General features: G+C 45.9%; 14 protein-coding genes and 2 tRNA genes. 12 read left to right on the top strand and 4 right to left on the bottom strand.

Features of this window, described 5'->3' with window-relative positions; translation table 11 throughout:
- Positions 1 to 102: 102 nt before the first annotated feature.
- Positions 103 to 2,262 carry a fatty acid oxidation complex subunit alpha FadB gene (gene fadB, locus MN210_RS11465; RefSeq protein WP_338412241.1) on the bottom strand — a complete coding sequence of 720 codons (2,160 nt, stop codon included), beginning with the start codon at positions 2,260 to 2,262 and terminating at the stop codon, positions 103 to 105.
- A 473-nt stretch (positions 2,263 to 2,735) separates the two neighbouring features.
- Here fadB and MN210_RS11470 point away from each other — a divergent pair, with 473 nt between their 5' ends.
- The 11 genes from MN210_RS11470 (at position 2,736) to MN210_RS11520 (ending at position 12,800) form a co-directional block, all read left to right on the top strand.
- Entirely contained in the window at positions 2,736 to 3,671 is a 936-nt protein-coding gene (locus MN210_RS11470) for a polyprenyl synthetase family protein (RefSeq protein ID WP_338412242.1), read from the top strand.
- Positions 3,672 to 3,815: 144 nt separating this feature from the next.
- On the top strand, positions 3,816 to 6,002 hold the full coding sequence (locus MN210_RS11475) for a tetratricopeptide repeat protein (RefSeq protein ID WP_338412243.1): 2,187 nt from the start codon (positions 3,816 to 3,818) through the stop codon (positions 6,000 to 6,002).
- A gap of 247 nt (positions 6,003 to 6,249) precedes the next feature.
- Entirely contained in the window at positions 6,250 to 6,972 is a 723-nt protein-coding gene (lolB, locus tag MN210_RS11480) for a lipoprotein insertase outer membrane protein LolB (protein ID WP_241878630.1), read from the top strand.
- Positions 6,973 to 7,041: 69 nt separating this feature from the next.
- Positions 7,042 to 8,013 (top strand): 4-(cytidine 5'-diphospho)-2-C-methyl-D-erythritol kinase, encoded by a 972-nt coding sequence (gene ispE, locus MN210_RS11485; protein ID WP_338412244.1) that lies wholly within the window; start codon positions 7,042 to 7,044, stop codon positions 8,011 to 8,013.
- A 162-nt stretch (positions 8,014 to 8,175) separates the two neighbouring features.
- Positions 8,176 to 8,251 (top strand) — tRNA-Gln (locus tag MN210_RS11490).
- 221 nt (positions 8,252 to 8,472) lie between these two features.
- Positions 8,473 to 8,548: transfer RNA gene (locus MN210_RS11495), tRNA-Gln, on the top strand.
- Between the two features lie 81 nt (positions 8,549 to 8,629).
- Positions 8,630 to 9,586, top strand: a complete 957-nt coding sequence (locus MN210_RS11500; RefSeq protein WP_011961318.1) for a ribose-phosphate pyrophosphokinase — start codon at positions 8,630 to 8,632, stop codon at positions 9,584 to 9,586.
- 226 nt (positions 9,587 to 9,812) lie between these two features.
- A complete protein-coding gene (locus tag MN210_RS11505; protein ID WP_110817060.1) occupies positions 9,813 to 10,487 on the top strand; it encodes a 50S ribosomal protein L25/general stress protein Ctc in 675 nt (224 codons plus the stop codon).
- Positions 10,488 to 10,570: 83 nt separating this feature from the next.
- Entirely contained in the window at positions 10,571 to 11,155 is a 585-nt protein-coding gene (gene pth / locus MN210_RS11510; protein WP_041773826.1) for an aminoacyl-tRNA hydrolase, read from the top strand.
- A gap of 187 nt (positions 11,156 to 11,342) precedes the next feature.
- Positions 11,343 to 11,723, top strand: a complete 381-nt coding sequence (panD, locus tag MN210_RS11515; protein ID WP_011961321.1) for an aspartate 1-decarboxylase — start codon at positions 11,343 to 11,345, stop codon at positions 11,721 to 11,723.
- A 108-nt stretch (positions 11,724 to 11,831) separates the two neighbouring features.
- Complete coding sequence (locus MN210_RS11520) at positions 11,832 to 12,800, top strand: calcium/sodium antiporter (protein WP_011961322.1); 969 nt, start codon at positions 11,832 to 11,834, stop codon at positions 12,798 to 12,800.
- A 114-nt stretch (positions 12,801 to 12,914) separates the two neighbouring features.
- Here the strand turns inward: MN210_RS11520 and MN210_RS11525 are convergent, their stop codons facing one another.
- Complete coding sequence (locus tag MN210_RS11525) at positions 12,915 to 15,020, bottom strand: FAD-dependent oxidoreductase (RefSeq protein WP_338412848.1); 2,106 nt, start codon at positions 15,018 to 15,020, stop codon at positions 12,915 to 12,917.
- A gap of 473 nt (positions 15,021 to 15,493) precedes the next feature.
- On the opposite strand from MN210_RS11525, the gene MN210_RS11530 reads away from it, so the two are divergent.
- Positions 15,494 to 17,176, top strand: a complete 1,683-nt coding sequence (locus tag MN210_RS11530; protein ID WP_011961324.1) for an AMP-binding protein — start codon at positions 15,494 to 15,496, stop codon at positions 17,174 to 17,176.
- A 42-nt stretch (positions 17,177 to 17,218) separates the two neighbouring features.
- On the opposite strand, the gene MN210_RS11535 is transcribed toward MN210_RS11530, so the two are convergent.
- Both MN210_RS11535 and MN210_RS11540 read right to left on the bottom strand, forming a co-directional pair.
- Positions 17,219 to 18,325 (bottom strand): RNA-guided endonuclease InsQ/TnpB family protein, encoded by a 1,107-nt coding sequence (locus tag MN210_RS11535; RefSeq protein ID WP_338412245.1) that lies wholly within the window; start codon positions 18,323 to 18,325, stop codon positions 17,219 to 17,221.
- A 172-nt stretch (positions 18,326 to 18,497) separates the two neighbouring features.
- On the bottom strand, positions 18,498 to 19,646 hold the full coding sequence (locus MN210_RS11540) for an aminotransferase class V-fold PLP-dependent enzyme (protein WP_011961325.1): 1,149 nt from the start codon (positions 19,644 to 19,646) through the stop codon (positions 18,498 to 18,500).
- Positions 19,647 to 19,846 lie beyond the last annotated feature (200 nt).

Raw genomic sequence — 19,846 nt, forward strand, 5'->3', positions numbered from 1 at the left:
ACTTCTGGCTTTATCTGTCAGACAGTGCAAATAAATGGCACTCTGTTATTAAAGCTATTATTGCCATAAGCCCTAATTAAATTGTTTTAACCGTTTATCGTATTAGGCTTTTGGGTAAAATGTCTCGCCAGCCGCTGCCATATCACGGATTTTCTGCGGCGCTTCATACGCTTTGCCTAGGTGTGCATATTTCTCACATAGCGCTAAGTAGTTATCAAGGCCAACTTGGTCGATGTAACGGCATGGACCACCACGGAATGCAGGGAAGCCAACACCCATAATCATCGCCATGTCCGCTTCGCTTGGCGTCGCAACAATGTTGTCCTCTAAGCAGCGCACGGTTTCGTTACAGAAGGCCAGCATCATACGATCGATGATGGTTTGATCATCGAACTGCTGCGTATCTGTATCAGTCGTGTCTTTAAGCAGTGCATAAGTGGCGTCGTCAGCAGTCTTCTTAGGCTTACCACGGCTGTCTTTTTCGTATTTGTAGAAGCCAACGCCATTTTTCTGACCCAGACGGTTGTTTTCAAACAGATGCTTGATAGCGCCTTTGTAATCTGGCTTCATGCGATCTGGGAAGCCTTCAGCCATCACTTCTGCGCCGTGTACGCCAGTGTCTAGACCCACCACGTCGATTAAGTAGGCAGGACCCATAGGCCAGCCGAATTTCTCCATGACTTTATCAACATGAACAAAGTCAGCGCCTTGTTTTAATAGCAGGTCAAACGCACCGAAGTATGGGAACAATACGCGGTTGACTAAGAAACCTGGGCAGTCATTGACCACAACAGGCACTTTACCCATACGCTGAGCTAACGCAACCGTGGTTGCAATGGCTTCTTCTGATGATTTTTCACCACGGATAACTTCCACTAGCGGCATGCGGTGCACTGGGTTAAAGAAGTGCATACCCACGAAGTTCTCTGGACGCTCAAGCACAGTGGCTAGATGCGTGATAGAGATGGTTGAGGTGTTAGAAGCAAGGATAGCGTTTTCTTTTACTAAGCCTTCTACTTCTTTTAGTACCGCGTGTTTTACTTTTGGATTTTCAACAACCGCTTCGATCACGATGTCAGTTTCACCAAAGTCGCCGTAATTCAAAGTAGGACGGATACGGCTTAGCGTTTCACCCATTTGTGCTGGGGTCATTTTCTTACGCTCAACCATTTTACCTAATAGCTTGCTGGCTTCACCCATACCTAAGTCTAATTGCTCAGACTTGATGTCTTTCATGATAATTGGCAAGCCTTTTGAAGCCGCTTGATAGGCAATACCGCCACCCATGATGCCAGCGCCAAGTACCGCCGCTTCATTGATGTCATGTGCATTTTTGGTGTGCTGTTTGGCAAGCTTCTTAACCGTTTGATCATTTAAGAATAGACCCACTAAGCTTTCTGCTTGTGGGGTCTTCGCCGCTTTGGCAAAACCGGCTGCTTCTACTTTAATCGCTTCATCACGGCCTAGATTGACATGCTTTTCGATGGTTTCGATCGCAATGGCGGGCGCTGGGTACTGTTTTGGATTGGCTTTGGCAAAGATGGCCGCTTTAGCAGTGCTAAATGCCATAGTCTGCTCAAGCTGGTTTAGTTTAACCGGCTGAAGCTTCTCTTCACGTTTGGCCTGCCAATCAAGATCGCCTGCGATACATTTTTTGACCAGATCCACGGCCGCTTCTTGTAAGTCATCTTGTGCTACCACAGCATCTACTAGACCCAGCTTCAACGCTTCAGCAGGTTTTTGTGCTTTACCGGTTGCAATCAGCTCTACTGCATTATCGATACCGATAACACGAGGTGTACGCACGCTACCACCGAAGCCTGGGAAGATACCCAACTGAGTCTCTGGTAGACCGATTTGTGCTTTGTCGCCCATGACACGGTATTCACAAACCAAAGTCATTTCACAGCCGCCGCCCAATGCTGCGCCATTAATGGCCGCAACTTTCGGGAATGGCAGGTCTTCAAAACGGTTAAATACACCGTTGATGTCAACGATCCACTTTTCAATCTCAGCTGCTTCTTTATTAAAATGACCCACGAATTCTGTGATGTCAGCACCCGCGATAAAGACGCCTTTACTTGAGGTAACAATTAAACCTTTTACATTATCTGCTTTTTCTAAGGCACTCACAGCTTCATCGAACTGCTTATTTGTTTCGGCATCAAACTTATTAACACTCTCACCCTCGGCGTTAAATTGCATGTTAGCAATACCTTCGTCTAACAGCGATACCGTAATGCGGTTACCTTGATATATCATGTAAATCTCCTTGTTATTTTATAGCGCTTTTTTTTCAGTCCTGACAGCAAGTGTTTGCTTCAGAATCTAAACTTAGGTCAATGTAGGTCGGGGAATGGATTGAATCATACATGTCTTGATTTTATAGCACTAAACGCGGGGCAGCTGTATTAAATTTCTATTATATGGTTGCCCGTTTCTATCTGCTCCTACAATCTCTACGCCGGTTAGTGTAGGGGATTTAACCCCCCGCTGTCACAGCGCAATGACTGACTCATAGGTCATATATTTTCTATAATGGATGTGCGTGTTACGATTGTCAAAAGCTGCTACGTACGGCATTGGTAACTTAACTGCGCCTTATCTGTGCCGTTTTTAATTGTAATTGGTCATGGGTAAAGGCCAGCGGCTACGCTAAATTTCTCCCTCTCATGGTAAACTACGCCTCCTAACCTTCTCTTATCGTCCTAATTTTGTTTATCGGGTCCGCTTTTATGACTAATCAGCACCTCAACTTTGACACTCTCAGCCAACAGGTCATCTCTACCTTACAAGCGGATATCGAGACCCTGCTTAATCATGCCAATCTGCCTAGTCCCTTACATGAGGCCTGCCACTATGCCATGACTGGGCAAGGCAAAAAAGTGCGTCCATTGCTAGTGGCCAGCGGCTATCTTACCGTGCTTGCCAGTAGTCAGGCGGCCACAATCGACACCTTACCCCTCTTTGATGACAACTGTCGCCGTGCCATGTTAGCGGTTGAATTCTTGCACACCTACTCACTAATTCATGATGATCTGCCTTGTATGGATGACGATGACTTGCGCCGTGGCCGTCCCACTTGCCATATTAAGTTTGGTGAGGCGACAGCCCTGCTGGCCGGCGATGTGTTGCAGACCTTGGCTTTTGAAGCTTTAAGCGCTGACTTGCCTGGTTTTGCGCCCATATCCAATGACAAAGCGGCCAGCTTACTTACCCTTTTTGCACCCCGTGCCCGCCGCATGGTGTCAGGTCAGATGCTGGACTTAAATGCTGAGAACAAACAAGTGAGTCAGCCTCAGCTTGAGGCCATTCACCGCGATAAAACTGGGGCGTTAATTGAGGCTGCGGTGTTAATGGGCGCCGCCTGCGCTGATGCCAATGACACTCAGTACCAAGCCCTTACTTCATTTGCCACTAATGTGGGCTTAGCATTTCAGGTCCAAGACGATATCTTGGATGTCACCTCAAGTACTGATACTTTAGGCAAGCCTACTGGCAGTGATGAGGGACTTAACAAATCGACTTATGTCAAATTGATGGGCGTAGAGGCTGCCACCGACTATGCCAAGTCATTATTTTTGGCGGCAAATCAAGCCATTGATGATAATTTTGATAAAAATAGCAGCTTAATCGACTTAGCACAGTGGTTGTGGCAGCGTCAAAAATAACAAGCTTGATACGCTATCGATACTATTAGCCCCTATCATATTTGATTATAATAGATAACTTATACTGTCAGCTGTTGGGCAGGCTTAGCTTAATCAATAAGCGGCGCTTTTGACTTAACTCTTTATCATAGCAACCGGAAAATTATGCTTTTCTCGCGTAAGTTTGATTCATCTAAAGCGTTAGCCCAAAGGGTCGAAAATCGTTTTCGGGGCGCTCAAGCCCGCTTGCATAATGCCGTTAAATCTAAGTCAGCCAAAACAAATCCTGCCCTTAACAGCACGGCCGCCAAACATAGTAAAGCTGCCAAACGCAGCCCTAGTGGGCGCACTCGGCTGTTGAATGGCTTGTCACAGCCTTTTTTTGTCAAGCGCACATCTAACACTTCCTCTTATGATATCGGCCAACCCTTAAATGGCCCTCAAAATGACCGATTAAGCCCCACTAAGACCTCTTATGCCGTTTTGCCTGCTGCCAATAGCTTGAGTGCCCGCCAACGCTTTTTAAGGCTATGTATTTTATTGAGTCTGGCCAGCATGGCGACTTTCTCAGTCTCTGCCAATGCCAGTGTGCTTGATCCTATCCGCCGAGTGTTCTCGCCCATTATTAATATTATTGATAGAAAGCCACCTTCTGAGCCGCGAGCAGGAAAATTGGTGACCGAACAGCCCGCTTTAGACCCCGATATCAGCAGTCATCCCATAGAAGAAGATAGCAATACCCGGCTGTCCTTAACCAAAGACCGACCTAGCCTGCTCAATGTGATGAATGCCGAGTTTTTGTTAAGTCGCGGCGAGATTGATCAAGCCTTGGCGCTTTATAAACAAGAGTCATTCAAACAAGATGCCACCAGTGTGTTTGAGCGTGCGCTTGAGTTGTCTTTGTTATACGAGACGCCCAGAGAATCCTTAGATTTTGCACTCAAATGGCAGCAGCAAAACCCAGAGCATATTCCTGCTTTATTTTATGTGGCGCATCTGGCACTCAAGGCCAGTGATTATGAGCTGACCGGAAAAGTACTCTCTGAGATATTAAGTTATGATTCTCAAGCCGATTTGAGCGAGATTTTGATCGGTATTTATCCCAATAACGAGGCCGATCAGCGCCGCTTGTTAGAGACCTTGCTGCGACTGCCCAAGCACAACAACCCCTCACTGCTTGTCATGCAGGCTGGACTAATGTCACATTTGGGTCAGCCAGATATTGCTTTGGTCAGTGTCAATCGTGCCTTGAAGTCTCAGCCCAACAACGCCCCCTTTATTGTGCTAAAAGCCGATATCCTAAAGCAGCTAGAACCTGATCGTAAGGTTTTAAAATTTGTCAGTAGCGAGCGCAAACGCTTAAAGAATAATAAAACCTTATATCTTTATGAAATACGCTATCTACTTGAGCTAGGTCAGACCCAAGAAGCTTGGGATTTGTTATTAGTAGCGCATGATTTATTTCATGATGAAGAGGTGACTTTGCTGGCCGCCTTGGTCAGTATCGATATTGAGGCTTATACCAAGGCCGATGAGCTGCTCTCTGAGCTGGCCTCCTCCCCCGCTTATATCGACCAAGCCTATTATTATTTGGGTATCAGCGCCGAACGTCAGCACAAATACGAGCGTGCTGAGCGGTTTTTGTCCAAAGTCATGCAAGAAAACTTAGTGTTAAAAGCACGTCAAAAGCTGGTGTCTATCCAGTTGCTACAGGGTCATGCCGATCAAGCATTGGCCACCTTACAGCAGTTTAGCCATCAATTTGATGTCTATGCGCCCGAAAGTGCCATCATGCAGGCCGATATCTTACGTCAGCAAGGTAAATTGCCTGAAGCGCAGCAGTTGTTAGCCGACGCCAATGCGCGTGCGCCCGATGATACCAAGCTACTTTTTGCCCGCGCACAACTGTTAGATAATGAAAAAGATACGGCGCTCAAACACGAACTGCTGGACCATCTGCTGCTGATTAACCCAGAAAACCCGGATTATATTTTGGCATTGGCGGTATTGTTATTTGAGCAAGGTGATGAGACAGAGGTGGCAAAGTCGCTTACTTTGGCGCAGTCAATATTAGAGATTCCTTTTGACTCACCTATGTTTAAGCAAAACAATTATTTGGCTGCTTTAAACATCTTAGCCGCTGATGCTCTATCAAAGCAGCAGTATCAAGCAGTGGTCGAATATTTAGAGGGGCCTTATGACATCTCGCCCACCCTAGACTCAGGAATTATTTTGCTGCGCGCTTATCAAGGCTTAGATGAGCAGGATAAAGTGCTGAGCTTATTTAATGATATTCAGCAGCGCTTTGCGGTCGGTCAGCAAGATTTAAGTGATCGCTTGCAGTCGTATTAGTATGAATGTGTCGTGCAGCTGTCAATCTATCCTAATTATAAACCGACAAAGCTTATAAATTTGGCCGCCGCCGATACCGTGAAAATCACAAAAACCGAACCATCTAGATGCTTACAGATGATAAAGCTTTGCTAAACTTAGCGCTTATTGGCTGTTTTTAGCGCCCAGTTTTATCTTTTTATTATCATTGTTATACACTTGCTTCAATTTTGGATTTATTTTTAAGACTTATTTATTAAGGACAATTATGACCCTACTGTTTTCAAGCCGTGCGGCTACTGTTACTCAGCGCCCTAGTGACGCTATGATTGACACTAGTATTACCGCTACTAAGCCTACCAATACCCCTCGCATGACCAAAGCTTGGGCAGGTTTAGCCCTAGCCGCTTGTGCTGTGGTAATCACGGGCTGCCAGACCACTCAGACGTTAGGGGGCGCTAATACCACACAGGTCGTCACCGCAGGCGATGCTCAGTATCCTGACTTGCTAAAAAGCTTTAGCATTCGCGGTAAAATTGGGGTTACCACGCCTAAGACACAAACTGCCGCTGCACAATCTGGCAGTGCCTTTTATGTGTGGGCACAAGAAGATGAGCGCTTTGCCATTGATATCACTGGCGCACTGGGCATCGGCCACACTGTGATTGAATATGATGGTAATACCGCAACCTTAGTCAGCGACCGTACTGGTGAGATTAGTGCCGCCTCACCAGAGGAATTATTGCAGCAAGCCACAGGCTGGCAAGCCCCGATCTCTCAGCTGCGCCACTGGATTTCTGGTCGCCCTGCGCCTACTGATAGCAACAGTGAGCTCGACGCACAAGGGCGCCTACAGACCTCACAAAATGGCGACTGGATAGCCCGCTTCGATTATAAAGACAGCGCAGCACAAACCCGTCGACCCAATAAAATCACTGTGATGCGTAACGATGGTCACCGAGTTATCTTGACCATAGCGCACGATAAATAACCAATAAAGTTGCGTCCAATTCACTATTGAAGCAGATACGTTAATAGCCTTTTGTAAGAAGACTGTATTATGACCTCGTATGCCAAGCTTAGTTTATTTTCACCGGCGAAAATCAATCTGTTTTTGCACATTACCGGTAAAAGAGCAGATGGCTATCATAACTTGCAGACGGTGTTTCGTTTGCTAGACTGGGGTGATACCCTAGAGTTCTTGGTCACCCAAGACAGCTTCGATCCTACAGCGCCGATTAATGAGCAGCACTTACCGGTTCGCTTAAGTAGTACAGTGGCCATCACCGCACAGGTGATGGACAACTTGGTCATCAAAGCGGCTGTTGCGCTGCTACAGGCATGGCAAAACAGTGCCCCCGCACGGTCATCTGACCCCGCGGTAACCCCTCACCTGCCGGTTATCGAAGTGACGCTCAACAAAGTTCTACCAACTGGCGCAGGCCTTGGTGGCGGCTCCTCAAATGCAGCCACTACCTTAATAGCGCTAAATAAGCTATGGGGCTTTCATTATGACATTGAGGCTTTAATCAAGATTGGCGCAACGGTCGGCGCTGATGTGCCAATTTTTGTGCTTGGGCAAGATGCCATTGCTGAGGGCATCGGCGAGCGGCTAACCCCCATCAAGTTGCCACAGCATCAATATTTGCTATTAAATCCTGCAGCTCATGCAGCAACCCAAGCCCTATTTGCCCACCCTGACTTGCAGCGCAATGTGCCCGCATTAAGCATAGATGAGATAAAAGCGGCACAATCTTGCTACTTACAGCAGCTTAATGCGCCATTTAGCAATGTATTTGAGCCGGTGGTGACCAAGTTGGTGCCTGAGGTGAATCAGGCACTCAATTATCTTAGACAGCTTGAGGCGCTCACCGGCACCCAAGCACGTATGACCGGTACCGGCAGCAGTGTATTTTTGCCAATACCTACTGACAAAATCAGCCTCATAACACATCACCTTAGCAATGCTGGGGCGCCTTGTGATTATGTACTGACCCAAAGTTTAGATAAAAACGGACAAAACCCTGAATAATTTGGCAAAATTGCTACTTAAAGGCTGCCTAAAGACTACCTAAATGCAGGGCACCCTGCTACTTTAAACCCTGGTAATTTCCATCAAAAATAATATCTTTTAAATTAGTATTGAAAAACTATTGCAATCGAAAAATTCTTGTGTATAATAACTCGCCCATAAAGGGGTATAGCCAAGTTGGTAAGGCATCAGGTTTTGATCCTGACATCCGTTGGTTCGAGTCCAGCTACCCCTGCCATATTCGTCAAAGGCTTAGCCAGGTATTTATAAAATTAAATGGCTTAGTTTATTGACATATCTAGTTAGTTTTCGGTATAGTTCGCGTCGAACGCAACCGAGAAGACAGTAAGTAAAAAGTATCAAAATATTGATAAATTATAAATATTTTGATAGTAAATTATCAAGAGACATGCTACTTTAACAGCAGCACATGAGTTCTTGATAAAGTTTGTCTGTTACAGGGGTATAGCCAAGTTGGTAAGGCATCAGGTTTTGATCCTGACATCCGTTGGTTCGAGTCCAGCTACCCCTGCCATTTTCTAAACGTTCAACTTTCTTCTTTATTTGTGCAGTCTCTACTGCTCCTCTCCTAAGTCAAATAAATAGGACTTGAACCATGCCATATCTGGCGATTTTTACGGGTAATGCCCACCCTGAGCTGGCAAAAACTGTCGCAGATCACTTACACATTCCTCTTGGCCGTGCTGATGTCACGCGCTTCTCTGACGGTGAAATCGCTGTTGAGATTAAAGAGCACGTACGTGGTAAAGACGTCTTCATTCTACAACCTACTTGCGCCCCTACCAACGATAACTTGATGGAAATCATGGTGATGGCTGATGCACTGCGTCGTTCAAGTGCCGGTCGTATCACTGCGGTTATGCCCTACTTCGGCTATGCTCGTCAGGATCGTCGTCCCCGTTCAGCGCGTGTGCCTATTTCGGCAAAAGTAGTGGCAGACATGCTAAACATCGTTAGTATTGATCGTGTGATGACTGTCGATTTGCACTCTGACCAAATTCAAGGTTTCTTTGACATTCCAGTAGATAACATCTACGGTACGCCAGTATTGTTAAAAGACCTTAGAAAGCAAGGCTACGACAACCTAATGGTTGTGTCACCAGACGTAGGTGGTGTTGTTCGTGCGCGTGCTATGGCCAAAGAGCTTGGCGGTAACACCGAGCTTGCCATCATCGACAAGCGTCGTGCTCGTGCTAATGAATCACAAGTTATGCATATCATTGGTGATGTAAAAGACCGTGATTGTGTGATTGTTGATGACATGGTAGATACCGCAGGCACGCTATGTAAAGCCGCCCAAGCCCTTAAAGACAATGGCGCCCGTCGCGTCTTAGGTTATATCACTCACCCTGTATTATCGGGTAATGCGATTAAAACCATTGGCGAATCTGTGTTGGATGAGCTGGTCGTAACGGACAGTATTCCTTTGTCTGATGAAGCTAAGGCTTGCAGCAAAATTCGTCAAGTGACCATTGCTTCACTATTGGCCGAAAGCTTACGCCGTATCAACAATGAAGAGTCTATCAGTGCAATGTTTGAGTCTATCGACTAATCACTGCAGCCTGATGACTAACAAAAAAACCGCCCGCTAATGCCGGGCGGTTTTTTTGTGCTAGATTTTAATGCCCATTACCCGTATAATACGGCCTTTGTATCTGTATCAACCTCAAGTTGAGGCTATTTTGGGTACAAAAACTACGATGTTTGTCTGGCCACGTTGGTCGCAAGCGTAGCTTGAAGATAGCATCAAACCAAATTATTTAATCAAGGATACTCTCATGAGTGATATTTTATACACGGTAAACGGCATCGCTCGTACCGAAGATCAGCAGGGCAAAGGTGCGAGCCGCCGCCTGCGTAAGCAAAATCTTGTACCAGCCATTATCTATGGTGGTAACGAAGAGCCTACAGCTATCGCTATCAAAAAAAATGAGCTATGGAAACTTCTTGAAAACGAAGCTTTCTTCTCAAACATTTTGACCATCAACCTTGAAGGCGAAGAGCATCTAGCGGTTATTAAAGACCTACAGCGTCATCCTTCTAAAGGCTTTGCAATGCACGCTGACTTCCAGCGCATCGTTAAAGGTCAGAAGATCAACATGCAGATTCCATTGCACTTCACAGGTCGTGAAGAAGCGCCAGGTATCAAAGCAGGCGGTATCTTATCTACGCTAGTGACTGACATCGAAATCGTATGTCTACCTTCTAACCTACCAGAATTCCTAGAAGTAGATGTGTCTAACCTAGAAATCGGTGAGTCTCTACACTTAACAGACATCAAACTTCCTGAAGGTGTTGTTATCTTCGAACTTGACGTTGATGAGCCAGTTGACCGCACTGTGGTTAACATGCAGGCCCCAACTGTTGAAGAAGTTGACACTGATGCTGAAGAAGTTGACGCAGCTGACGTTCCAGCTACCGAACAAGGTAGTGAAGAAGACAAAGGCGAATAATTTTCGCCCGCCACTCACAACCGATACGCCTTGTGCTATCAGTTATGGGTGGCCCTCCTTACTTACTAGACAGTGAGAACGCTATGTCCCAACTTAAACTTATTGTTGGGCTTGGCAACCCAGGTCAGCAGTATGTCGAAACCCGACATAATGCTGGCTTTTGGTTTGTGGCCCTGATTGCCGATCAATTTAATATTGAATTGGCAGCTGACAAGAAGTTCAATGGCTTAACCGGACGCGGACGTATCTTTGGTACCGATGTTCGCCTGTTGTTGCCGATGACTTTTATGAATAAGTCAGGTCAATCGGTTGTGCCTATGGCGAAATACTATGACATTAAACCTGAAGAGCTCCTTATCGCTCATGATGAGCTTGATATTGCAGCAGGTAGTATTAAGCTAAAAACTGGCGGTGGTCATGGCGGTCATAATGGCCTACGTGATATCACGCCCCATTTAGGCAATGACTTTCACCGCTTACGTATAGGCATTGGCCATCCCGGTCATAAATCTAAAGTAAGTGGCCATGTCCTATCTAAACCCTCTCCTGAAGATCAAATTGCTATTGAAGCTGCTTTAGACGCCGCTATGTCCTCATTAAAGTTGATGGTAACTGGCGATATTGAAAAAGCACGCAGTCAAATTAATGGCTTTAAACTTCCCAATTGATAGACATTAACTTAAGGCGGCTATTGATTTTTTGATATTTGCCGCTATTAAGTTACTACCCCTTCCGTATTTTTCTTTTTGCGAATTTATTGAAAAAATAGCAGAATAGTGCTGTTTTTATGAGTATAATTTGCTCTCACGTTTTTTGCGTACAATTTTTCCGGCCCATTATTTCAAGGAATCCTCTATGTTATTGACCTTATTAAAAGGCAAATTACACCGTGCCCGCGTTACCCATGCAGATTTGCACTATGAAGGCTCTTGTGGGATAGATGGCGACTTATTGGATCTAGCTGGTATTCGTGAAAACGAATCCATTGATATCTACAACGTCAGCAATGGCAAGCGCTTTCGCACTTATGCCATCCGTGCTGAAGCCGGCTCTGGTATTATTTCATTAAATGGTGCTGCCGCTTATATGGCAGACTTAGGCGACATCGTTATCATTTGTGCTTACGCTCAGATGGATGAGCAAGAAGCCGATACGCATAAACCAAAACTAGTCTATTGTAATGAAGACAATACTGTAAAAGATACGGCCAATATCATTCCGGTCCAAGTGTCTTAATCCCTACCCTTTATTTCCCCTTTTAGTAAATGCTAAGCGATTCACTTTGCTTAGCATTTTTTATTTTTATTATCCTATTATTTTTATTAATCCGTATGGGAGTGTTTTATGGGCCTAGCGATTGTCGCTGTTGTCCTTGGATTGGCCATTTTAGTTTGGAGTGCAGACACCTTTATTGATGGTGCCACCAGCTTGGCTGTGCGCTTTAATATGCCAAGCTTTTTGATTGGGGTCATTATCTTAGGCATTGGTACTTCAGCGCCCGAGCTTGTGGTATCTGCCTTGGCAGCGTTTGCTGGTAGTCCGGATTTGGCGCTGGGTAACGCTTATGGCTCTAATATTATCAATATTACCTTAGTACTTGGCGTGACCGCGTTAATTAGCCCCATCTTGATCCGTAGCGATGTGATTCGATACGACTTAATGCTGTTACTGGCGGTCACTGCTTTGGCAGCTATTCAGTTGGTCGATGGCAATTTATCTCGGCTCGATGGCATTGTGCTTGTTGTCGCCTTAGTGGCGGTGTTACTGATACAGATTCTGTTAAGTCTACGAAGTAACAAGGACAAAGTAGAGTTACCAGAGCAATTGGCAGCCAAAGAGCAGGTTAATGTTTTCAAATCCTTTGGCACATTAATCCTGGGCTTGAGTTTATTAATCGCCAGCTCACGAGCCATCGTTTGGGGTGCGGTTGAATTAGCCACACTGTGGGGCATGAGTGAGCTGCTTATCGGTCTAACCATCGTGGCCATTGGCACCTCATTACCCGAGCTGGTAGCCAGTGTGGCAGCCGCTAGACGCGGTGAGCATGACATGGCACTGGGCAATGTCATTGGCTCAAATTTATTTAATACATTAGGTGTGGTAGGGCTGGCTGCCATCATTAAACCCATGCAACACATTGACCCTCAGATTTTGTCTCGCGATGTGATGATGGTGGGCATGGTCAGCGTGCTACTTTTTATATTGGCAATTATAGCCTTTAAGCGCCAAGGTGAGATGAAGCATGGCAGTGGCGTGGTGCTCATTTTAACCTTTATCTTCTATTCAGTGTTGTTGGCGAAATCTGCCGCCTAGCTGCTGCACGTAGCTTTTAGCCAGATAAGCCATTGTTGTCGCAAAACCAAAAAAAAGAGGCCGTTAACGGCCTCTTTTTTTTATGTCTGATTATGATTAAGCTATGAGCTGGCGTTATAGTCTAGCAGCAAGCTCAGCCCCATCACGTATCGCCCGTTTGGCATCAAGCTCTGCTGCTAATTTCGCACCGCCAATAATATGGTATTCAGTTTTACCTAGTTTGGTACTGGCTTTGGCATCTGTTAAGGCCGGCATAAGCTCATTGACTGACTCTTGCCCTGCACAGACCACAATGGTATCAACACGAAGTAGCTGACTGTGGCCTTGCGGCGTGGTGACCCATAAGCCCTCATTGGTTACCTTGTCATAAGTCACACCAGGCATTTGTAGCACACCATGAGACTTAATATGGGCACGGTGCACCCAGCCGGTGGTTTTGTTCAGCCCCTTGCCCAGACGACCATCACGGCGCTGTAGCAAATACACACGGCGAGCCGGAACAATCTTCTCAGGACGAGTTAAGCCGCCATCGGTCTGATAATCCGCTTGAGTATTCACCCCCCACTCTTGCTTCCAGTCAGTCACAGACTGCGGCTCAGGGCGGTAGCTTGGGTCTTTTAAGGTCTCAGGGCCCAATTCATGTAGTGGCTGGCCATGACGGGCAGTCAAGTACTCACTGACATCGAAGCCAATACCGCCAGCCCCAATCACCGCTACGCTCTCACCCACAGCTTTTTCGCCAGATAGCAGCTCAGCATAACTAATCACCTTAGCATTATCCGCCCCTTCAAGCTTGCCTTCTAAGCTGCGTGGCACTACCCCTGTGGCGATAATGACGTGGTCATAGTCAGCCTCGTCCAACATCTCTTTGGTCACTTTGGTATTGAGTTTAATGGCAACGTTTTGATAGTTTAATTCGTTGAGATAATAGCGGGTGGTTTCAAAGAACTCTTCTTTACCCGGAATCACTTTGGCGTAGTTGAACTGGCCGCCTAAGATGTCTTTGGCCTCATAAAGGGTGACATCATGGCCACGTTTGGCAGCAATGGTCGCCGCTGACATGCCTGCCACACCGCCACCAACCACAGCAATTTTCTTCGGCTTTTTGGTAGGCTCATAGCTAAGCTCAGTCTCATAGCAGGCTCTGGGGTTGACCAAACAGGTGGAGCGCTTGTTTTCAAAAGTATGGTCTAAGCAGGCCTGATTACAAGCAATGCAGGTATTGATGCGATCGGTTTGACCATTTTTGGCCTTATTGATCCAGTCTGGATCCGCTAAAAAGGGGCGCGCCATCTGAATTAAATCAGCTTGCCCATTCGCCAAGATTTGCTCTGCTGTCTGTGGCATATTGATGCGGTTGGCTGCCATCACAGGGATGGACACATGTTTTTTGACCTCTGCAGTATAGTCCACGAAAGCGGCACGTGGGACACTGGTGACAATGGTCGGTACACGGGCTTCGTGCCAGCCGATACCTGTATTAAAGATACTCACCCCAGCCGCCTCTAATGCCTTGGCGACCGTGATGACTTCATCCATAACATTGCCATCTTTGACCAAGTCAATCATGGATAAGCGAAATATAATAATAAAGTCTTCACCCACCGCTTCACGTATTGCCTCGACTACTTCGACTGCAAACTTCATACGCCCATTGATATCACCACCATATTCATCGGTGCGCTGGTTCACATGACGCGATAAAAACTGGTTCAGTAAGTAGCCTTCTGAGCCCATCACCTCTACCCCATCGTAGCCAGCTTGTTTGGCAAGGCTCGCAGAGCGCGCATAATCAGCAATGGTACTTTTGATATTTTTAATGCTCATTTGGCGCGGTTTAAAGGGGGATATGGGCGACTTAAAGGGACTGGCAGATACCACAAATGGATGATAACCATAACGACCACTGTGCAAAATTTGCATAATGATTTTACTGTCATGGCGATGTACCGCACGGGTTAACCGCTGATGATTAATCACATCCGCTCTAGTATTCATACTACCACCTGCCGGCAGCAGCCACCCTTCACGGTTGGGTGAAATACCACCGGTAATCATCATCGCCACGCCGCCTTTAGCACGCTCAGCAAAATAAGCTGCCAGCTTGCCGTAGTTATAAAAGCGATCTTCTAATCCGGTATGCATCGACCCCATGACAATACGGTTTTTTAAGCTGGTATGGCCCAAATCTAAAGGCTCAAAAATATGTGGATAGGCCATATTGGTCACAGAAATATTCTGTGCATTATCGACCGAGATGGAAGGTTGGGCTGAGGTAGCGGCAGCTGCCATAAAAAATATCCTTATCAATATACAATGACTTAAAGGGAAAATTATCTAAATGGTTAGGTAACAGATGGGTAGCGGGTTCTCTACCGATAACATTGCTTAACTTAACTGAACTAATAATTAGCTCTTATAAAGGGCTGCGGACTAAAGCGGCAACTCAATCATAAAAAAAATTATTTATTAACTTATACTTAGCCGGTATATTGGGTAATACAAATTTGATATTGGTAGTTGACCAACTAATTTGAGTTAACATATACTCACTCATTGTCATCACAATAAAAATGACAAACTATCTGTATCATAAGCTTATTTAGAGGGGTCGTGCAAAGGGTATGCAATGACCGCTTAGACATTCATGCTCAGATACCTAACTCAACATTTCTGATAAAGGACTATCTTTTATGACCGATTATACTACCGGTTTAGGCAAAACCGAGGCCAATCACCAGCCGCTCACGCCCTTACAATTCCTCACTCGCGCCGCTTCGGTCTATCCTCATAAAACCTCTATCATTTATGATGATTTAGTCAACACGCCCATTACCTATACCTGGTCTCAAACCTTTGAGCGCTGCCGTAAATTGGCCCACGCCCTGCGCAAGCTTGGTATTGGCAAAGAAGATACTGTGGCCATTATGGCACCCAATACACCGGCCATGGTGGAAGCCGCTTTTGGAGTACCTATGTCGCAAGGGGTACTGTGTACTCTAAATACGCGTTTAGACATCAATGCCCTCACCTTTTGTTTGCAGCACTCCGAAGCCAAAGTGTTGATCATTGACAGCGAATACGCTCATCATGTAGAGCTTATAGAAGAAACCTTCCCCAACTTAATCCTCATTCACGCCACCGACATGACGCTGCCTGATGTGCCTGCTTTTGGCAAAATGAGCTATGAGGCACTCTTACAAAGCGGTGAATTTGACTCTGATGAGGCAATCAGAGCCTTTGATGGCACCATCTATCCCACCGATGAGTGGGATGCCATTGCTCTCAATTACACTTCAGGTACCACCGGCAAGCCCAAAGGCGTGGTCTATCATCACCGCGGCGCTACTTTGAATGCGTTGTCAAATATTTTAGATTGGGACATGCCCAAGCATACCACCTACTTATGGACCTTACCCTTGTTCCATTGTAACGGTTGGTGTTTTCCTTGGACAGTCGCTGAGCGTGCTGGTATTAACGTCTGCTTACGTCAAATCGATGCCAATTTAATCCTAAAACTCATTGCCAAATATCAGATTACTCATTACTGCGCCGCCCCCATTGTGCATAATATGATCGCGGCAGGTGATAGCCAGTTACAGCAAGCCATTAACCATAATGTGAAAGGCTTTGTGGCCGGTGCGCCGCCTTCTGAAGCCATGCTCGAGAAGATGGAGGCGATGAACTTTAATGTCACTCATGTGTATGGTCTCACTGAGGTCTACGGGCCGGTAACCATCTGTGCTGAGCATGATGAATGGCAACAGCTTTCGGTGTCAGAACGTGCTGCCAAAAAATCGCGTCAAGGTGTGGTGTCACACTTAATGAGCGGCTTTGAGGTATTCAAACAAGGCACCACCGAGCCGGTTGCTGCTGATGCAACTGAGATGGGCGAGCTGGCCTTAAAGGGCAACATGGTTATGAAAGGCTATTTAAAAAACCCCAAAGCGACCAAAGAGGCGTTTGCAGGCGGCTGGTTCCGTACCGGTGACTTGGGCGTCAAATACCCAGATGGCTATATCAAAATTATGGATCGCCTAAAAGATATCATTATCTCAGGAGGCGAGAACATCTCAAGTATTGAGATTGAAAACACCTTATACAAAATGCCTGAGGTGAGTAGCTGCGGCGTGGTGGCAGCCTCCAATGATAAGTGGGGAGAGGTGCCTGTGGCCTTCATCGAAATAGCTGAGGGCGCAACTTTGACCCGTGATCAGGTTATTGAGCATTGTCGTCAGCATCTGGCCAAGTTTAAAGTGCCCAAACATGTGATTTTCTGTGAAATTCCTAAAACCAGCACCGGAAAAATACAAAAGTTTGAGCTGCGTAATGCCGCCCAATCTATGGCCAATGAAGAGCCCAAGGTAAAGTCTTAGGCAGTATCCATACTTTATAGCCGCCTTGACTTCCTCCCCTCGCTAAACCGAGGGGATTCCTACAACTATACGGTCAAGCCCGACCGCAAGGATGTTCTTAGCAGCATTGATATCTCTATCATGCCATGTGCCACACTCAGCACACTTCCATCCTCTTATTCCAAGACCTGCTCTACCTTTTGGACTACTACCACTTATTTTAAGGCAGCACGAGCAGGTCTGGGTAGTGTAACTCTCATTTACCATCTCAAGCTGACAACCTGCATACTTGCATTTATATTCCAGTTGTCTTTTGAGTTCAAACCATCCTGCATCGTATGTTGATTTAGCTAGGTTGGTCATCGAATTGGTGAATGAGCGTGATTTAACATCACCAACCACAATTAAGGCATTATCCTTAACTAATTGGGTGGTGAATTTGTGAATTAATTCTAATCTTGAGTTTTTAATTTTGGCATGGATTGCTTTGACTCGCTGTTTGTTTTTCGCTCTTTGAGCTATTGCAAGCTTTTTAGCCCACTTTTGCGTTTGTTTGGTTGTCAGCTTGTCACCGTTTGAGGTGGTAGCAGACTGCTTTAAGCCTAAGTCAATACCAACGCTGCCTTTGCCACTTGCTTGTCTAGGAAAATCTTTGACGGTAATACAGGCATACCAGCGATTACGGCTGTCTTGCACTATCTCAAGCGTATTGATTTGATACAAAGACAAATTGTAGCTATCGAATACGTCTATGATTACCTTTTGACCTTTACAGAGCGATAGCTGTATGGTTGATTTCAGTGCCTTTTTGCCTGTCTGTCTTGTATGTAGATACTTGATAGCAGACTTTTTAAAAGGTATCCAACCTAAGCTTTTTCGTTTGGCATCGGGTTGGTTGGTTCGCCAATTAAGTTTGGCTTTTTTAAACTGCTTACGAGATTTGGCATGAGTTTCGTTGATGGCTTGCAAAGTTTGCGAGTGCAAGCCTAAATACTCTCCACTGCCTTTGGTGTATTGGCTTAAATCATAGGCCCAAAAGTACTTACCTGTGCGTCTTAAATGCTCAAAGCTTAACGCATTAACATAGTTCCACGCATAGTTAACACTCCCAGCTAGTTTGTTTAGCTGGTTTGCATGTTTGTCTTTGATGCGTAGCTTGAGGGTTTTCATAGGGTTAGTATGGCGAGGTTAATTTTAACTTGCAATACTTTAAGTACTGATCACGACAGTGTGTGTCGCCTTATATCCACCCCTGAAGTGGGTGGTTTTACGGCGACCGGTGATAAAAAACGCCAACGAGGAATGATTCGCTGGCGTCTTTTTAACTCTTACAATCAGCCAATTAAGCAGCAGGCTGCACCTTATCTAGCACTTGCTTAAAGCGCGCCACTGCCCCATCGATATCGATCAATTTATCTAAGCCAAACAGACCTAAGCGGAAGGTTTTAAAGCCATCAGGCTCACCCACTTGTAGCGGCACACCGGCGGCAATTTGCATACCTTGAGCAGCAAAAGCACGGCCTTTGTGCATCTCTTCATCTTGGGTGTAGCACACCACCACACCTGGTGCTTGATAGCCTTCGGCAGCAACGCTTTGGATACCGCGGTCTTCTAGCAAGTCGCGGATACGATTGCCAAGCTCCCACTGCGCCTGCTTTAATTCCTCAAAGCCGATTTCTTTGGCTTCTAGCATCACATCACGGAACATACGTAGGCCATCGGTGGGCATAGTGGCATGATAGGCATGTCCACCATTTTCATAGGCACGCATGATATTAAGCCACTGCTTTAAGTCTAAGCTAAAGCTGTCAGACTCAGTCGCCTCTACTTGGGCGACCGCATTTTCGCTGAGCATAACAAGACCGGCACAAGGGGTACTACTCCACCCTTTTTGCGGCGCAGAAACCAGAACATCAATACCTAACTGCTTCATATCCAACCAGATACAGCCTGAAGCAATACAGTCGATAACCAGTAATCCACCCACACTATGTACAGCCTCTGCTAACTGCTTGATGTAGTCATCAGATAAAATCATACCTGAGGCGGTCTCAACATGCGGCGCAAACACCACAGCAGGCTTTTTGTCTTTAATGGCAGCCACAGCGTCTTCGATGGCCACAGGTGCAAATGGATTGGGCGCGCCTTGTTCTGACTCACCCTCTACTTGCTGGGCCTTTAGCGCTTCTACAGATTTGGCAATTTTGCCTTTTTCTAAAATCTGGGTCCAGCGATAACTAAACCAGCCATTGCGTATCACCAAACAGTCTTTGTCTGTGGCCAATTGGCGGGCAATCGCTTCCATAGCATAGGTGCCTGAGCCTGGCACAATGGCCACAGCATCGGCGGCATAAACTTGCTTTAGATTGCTGGATAAATCAGTCATGACTTGCTGAAATACTTTTGACATGTGGTTTAAAGCACGATCGGTATAAACTACTGAATACTCTAACAAACCATCAGGATCAACATCGGAACGTAATGCAGGCATAGCTACTCCTATTTTTTATTAAAATCATACTTGGGGGGTGACACTAGTTATACCACAAATACTACCTTGCGTTTTTAGTATAGCTGTAACCTGCTGATGAGTACAACTTAACTCATGACTGAGCGGAATTAACAAAAAAAAGACCCACTTATGACTAAGCGGGTCTTTGGCAAAGATTACAAAGGTAATAGCAAGATAAC

This window comes from Psychrobacter raelei, from assembly GCF_022631235.3.
Lineage (GTDB): Bacteria > Pseudomonadota > Gammaproteobacteria > Pseudomonadales > Moraxellaceae > Psychrobacter > Psychrobacter raelei.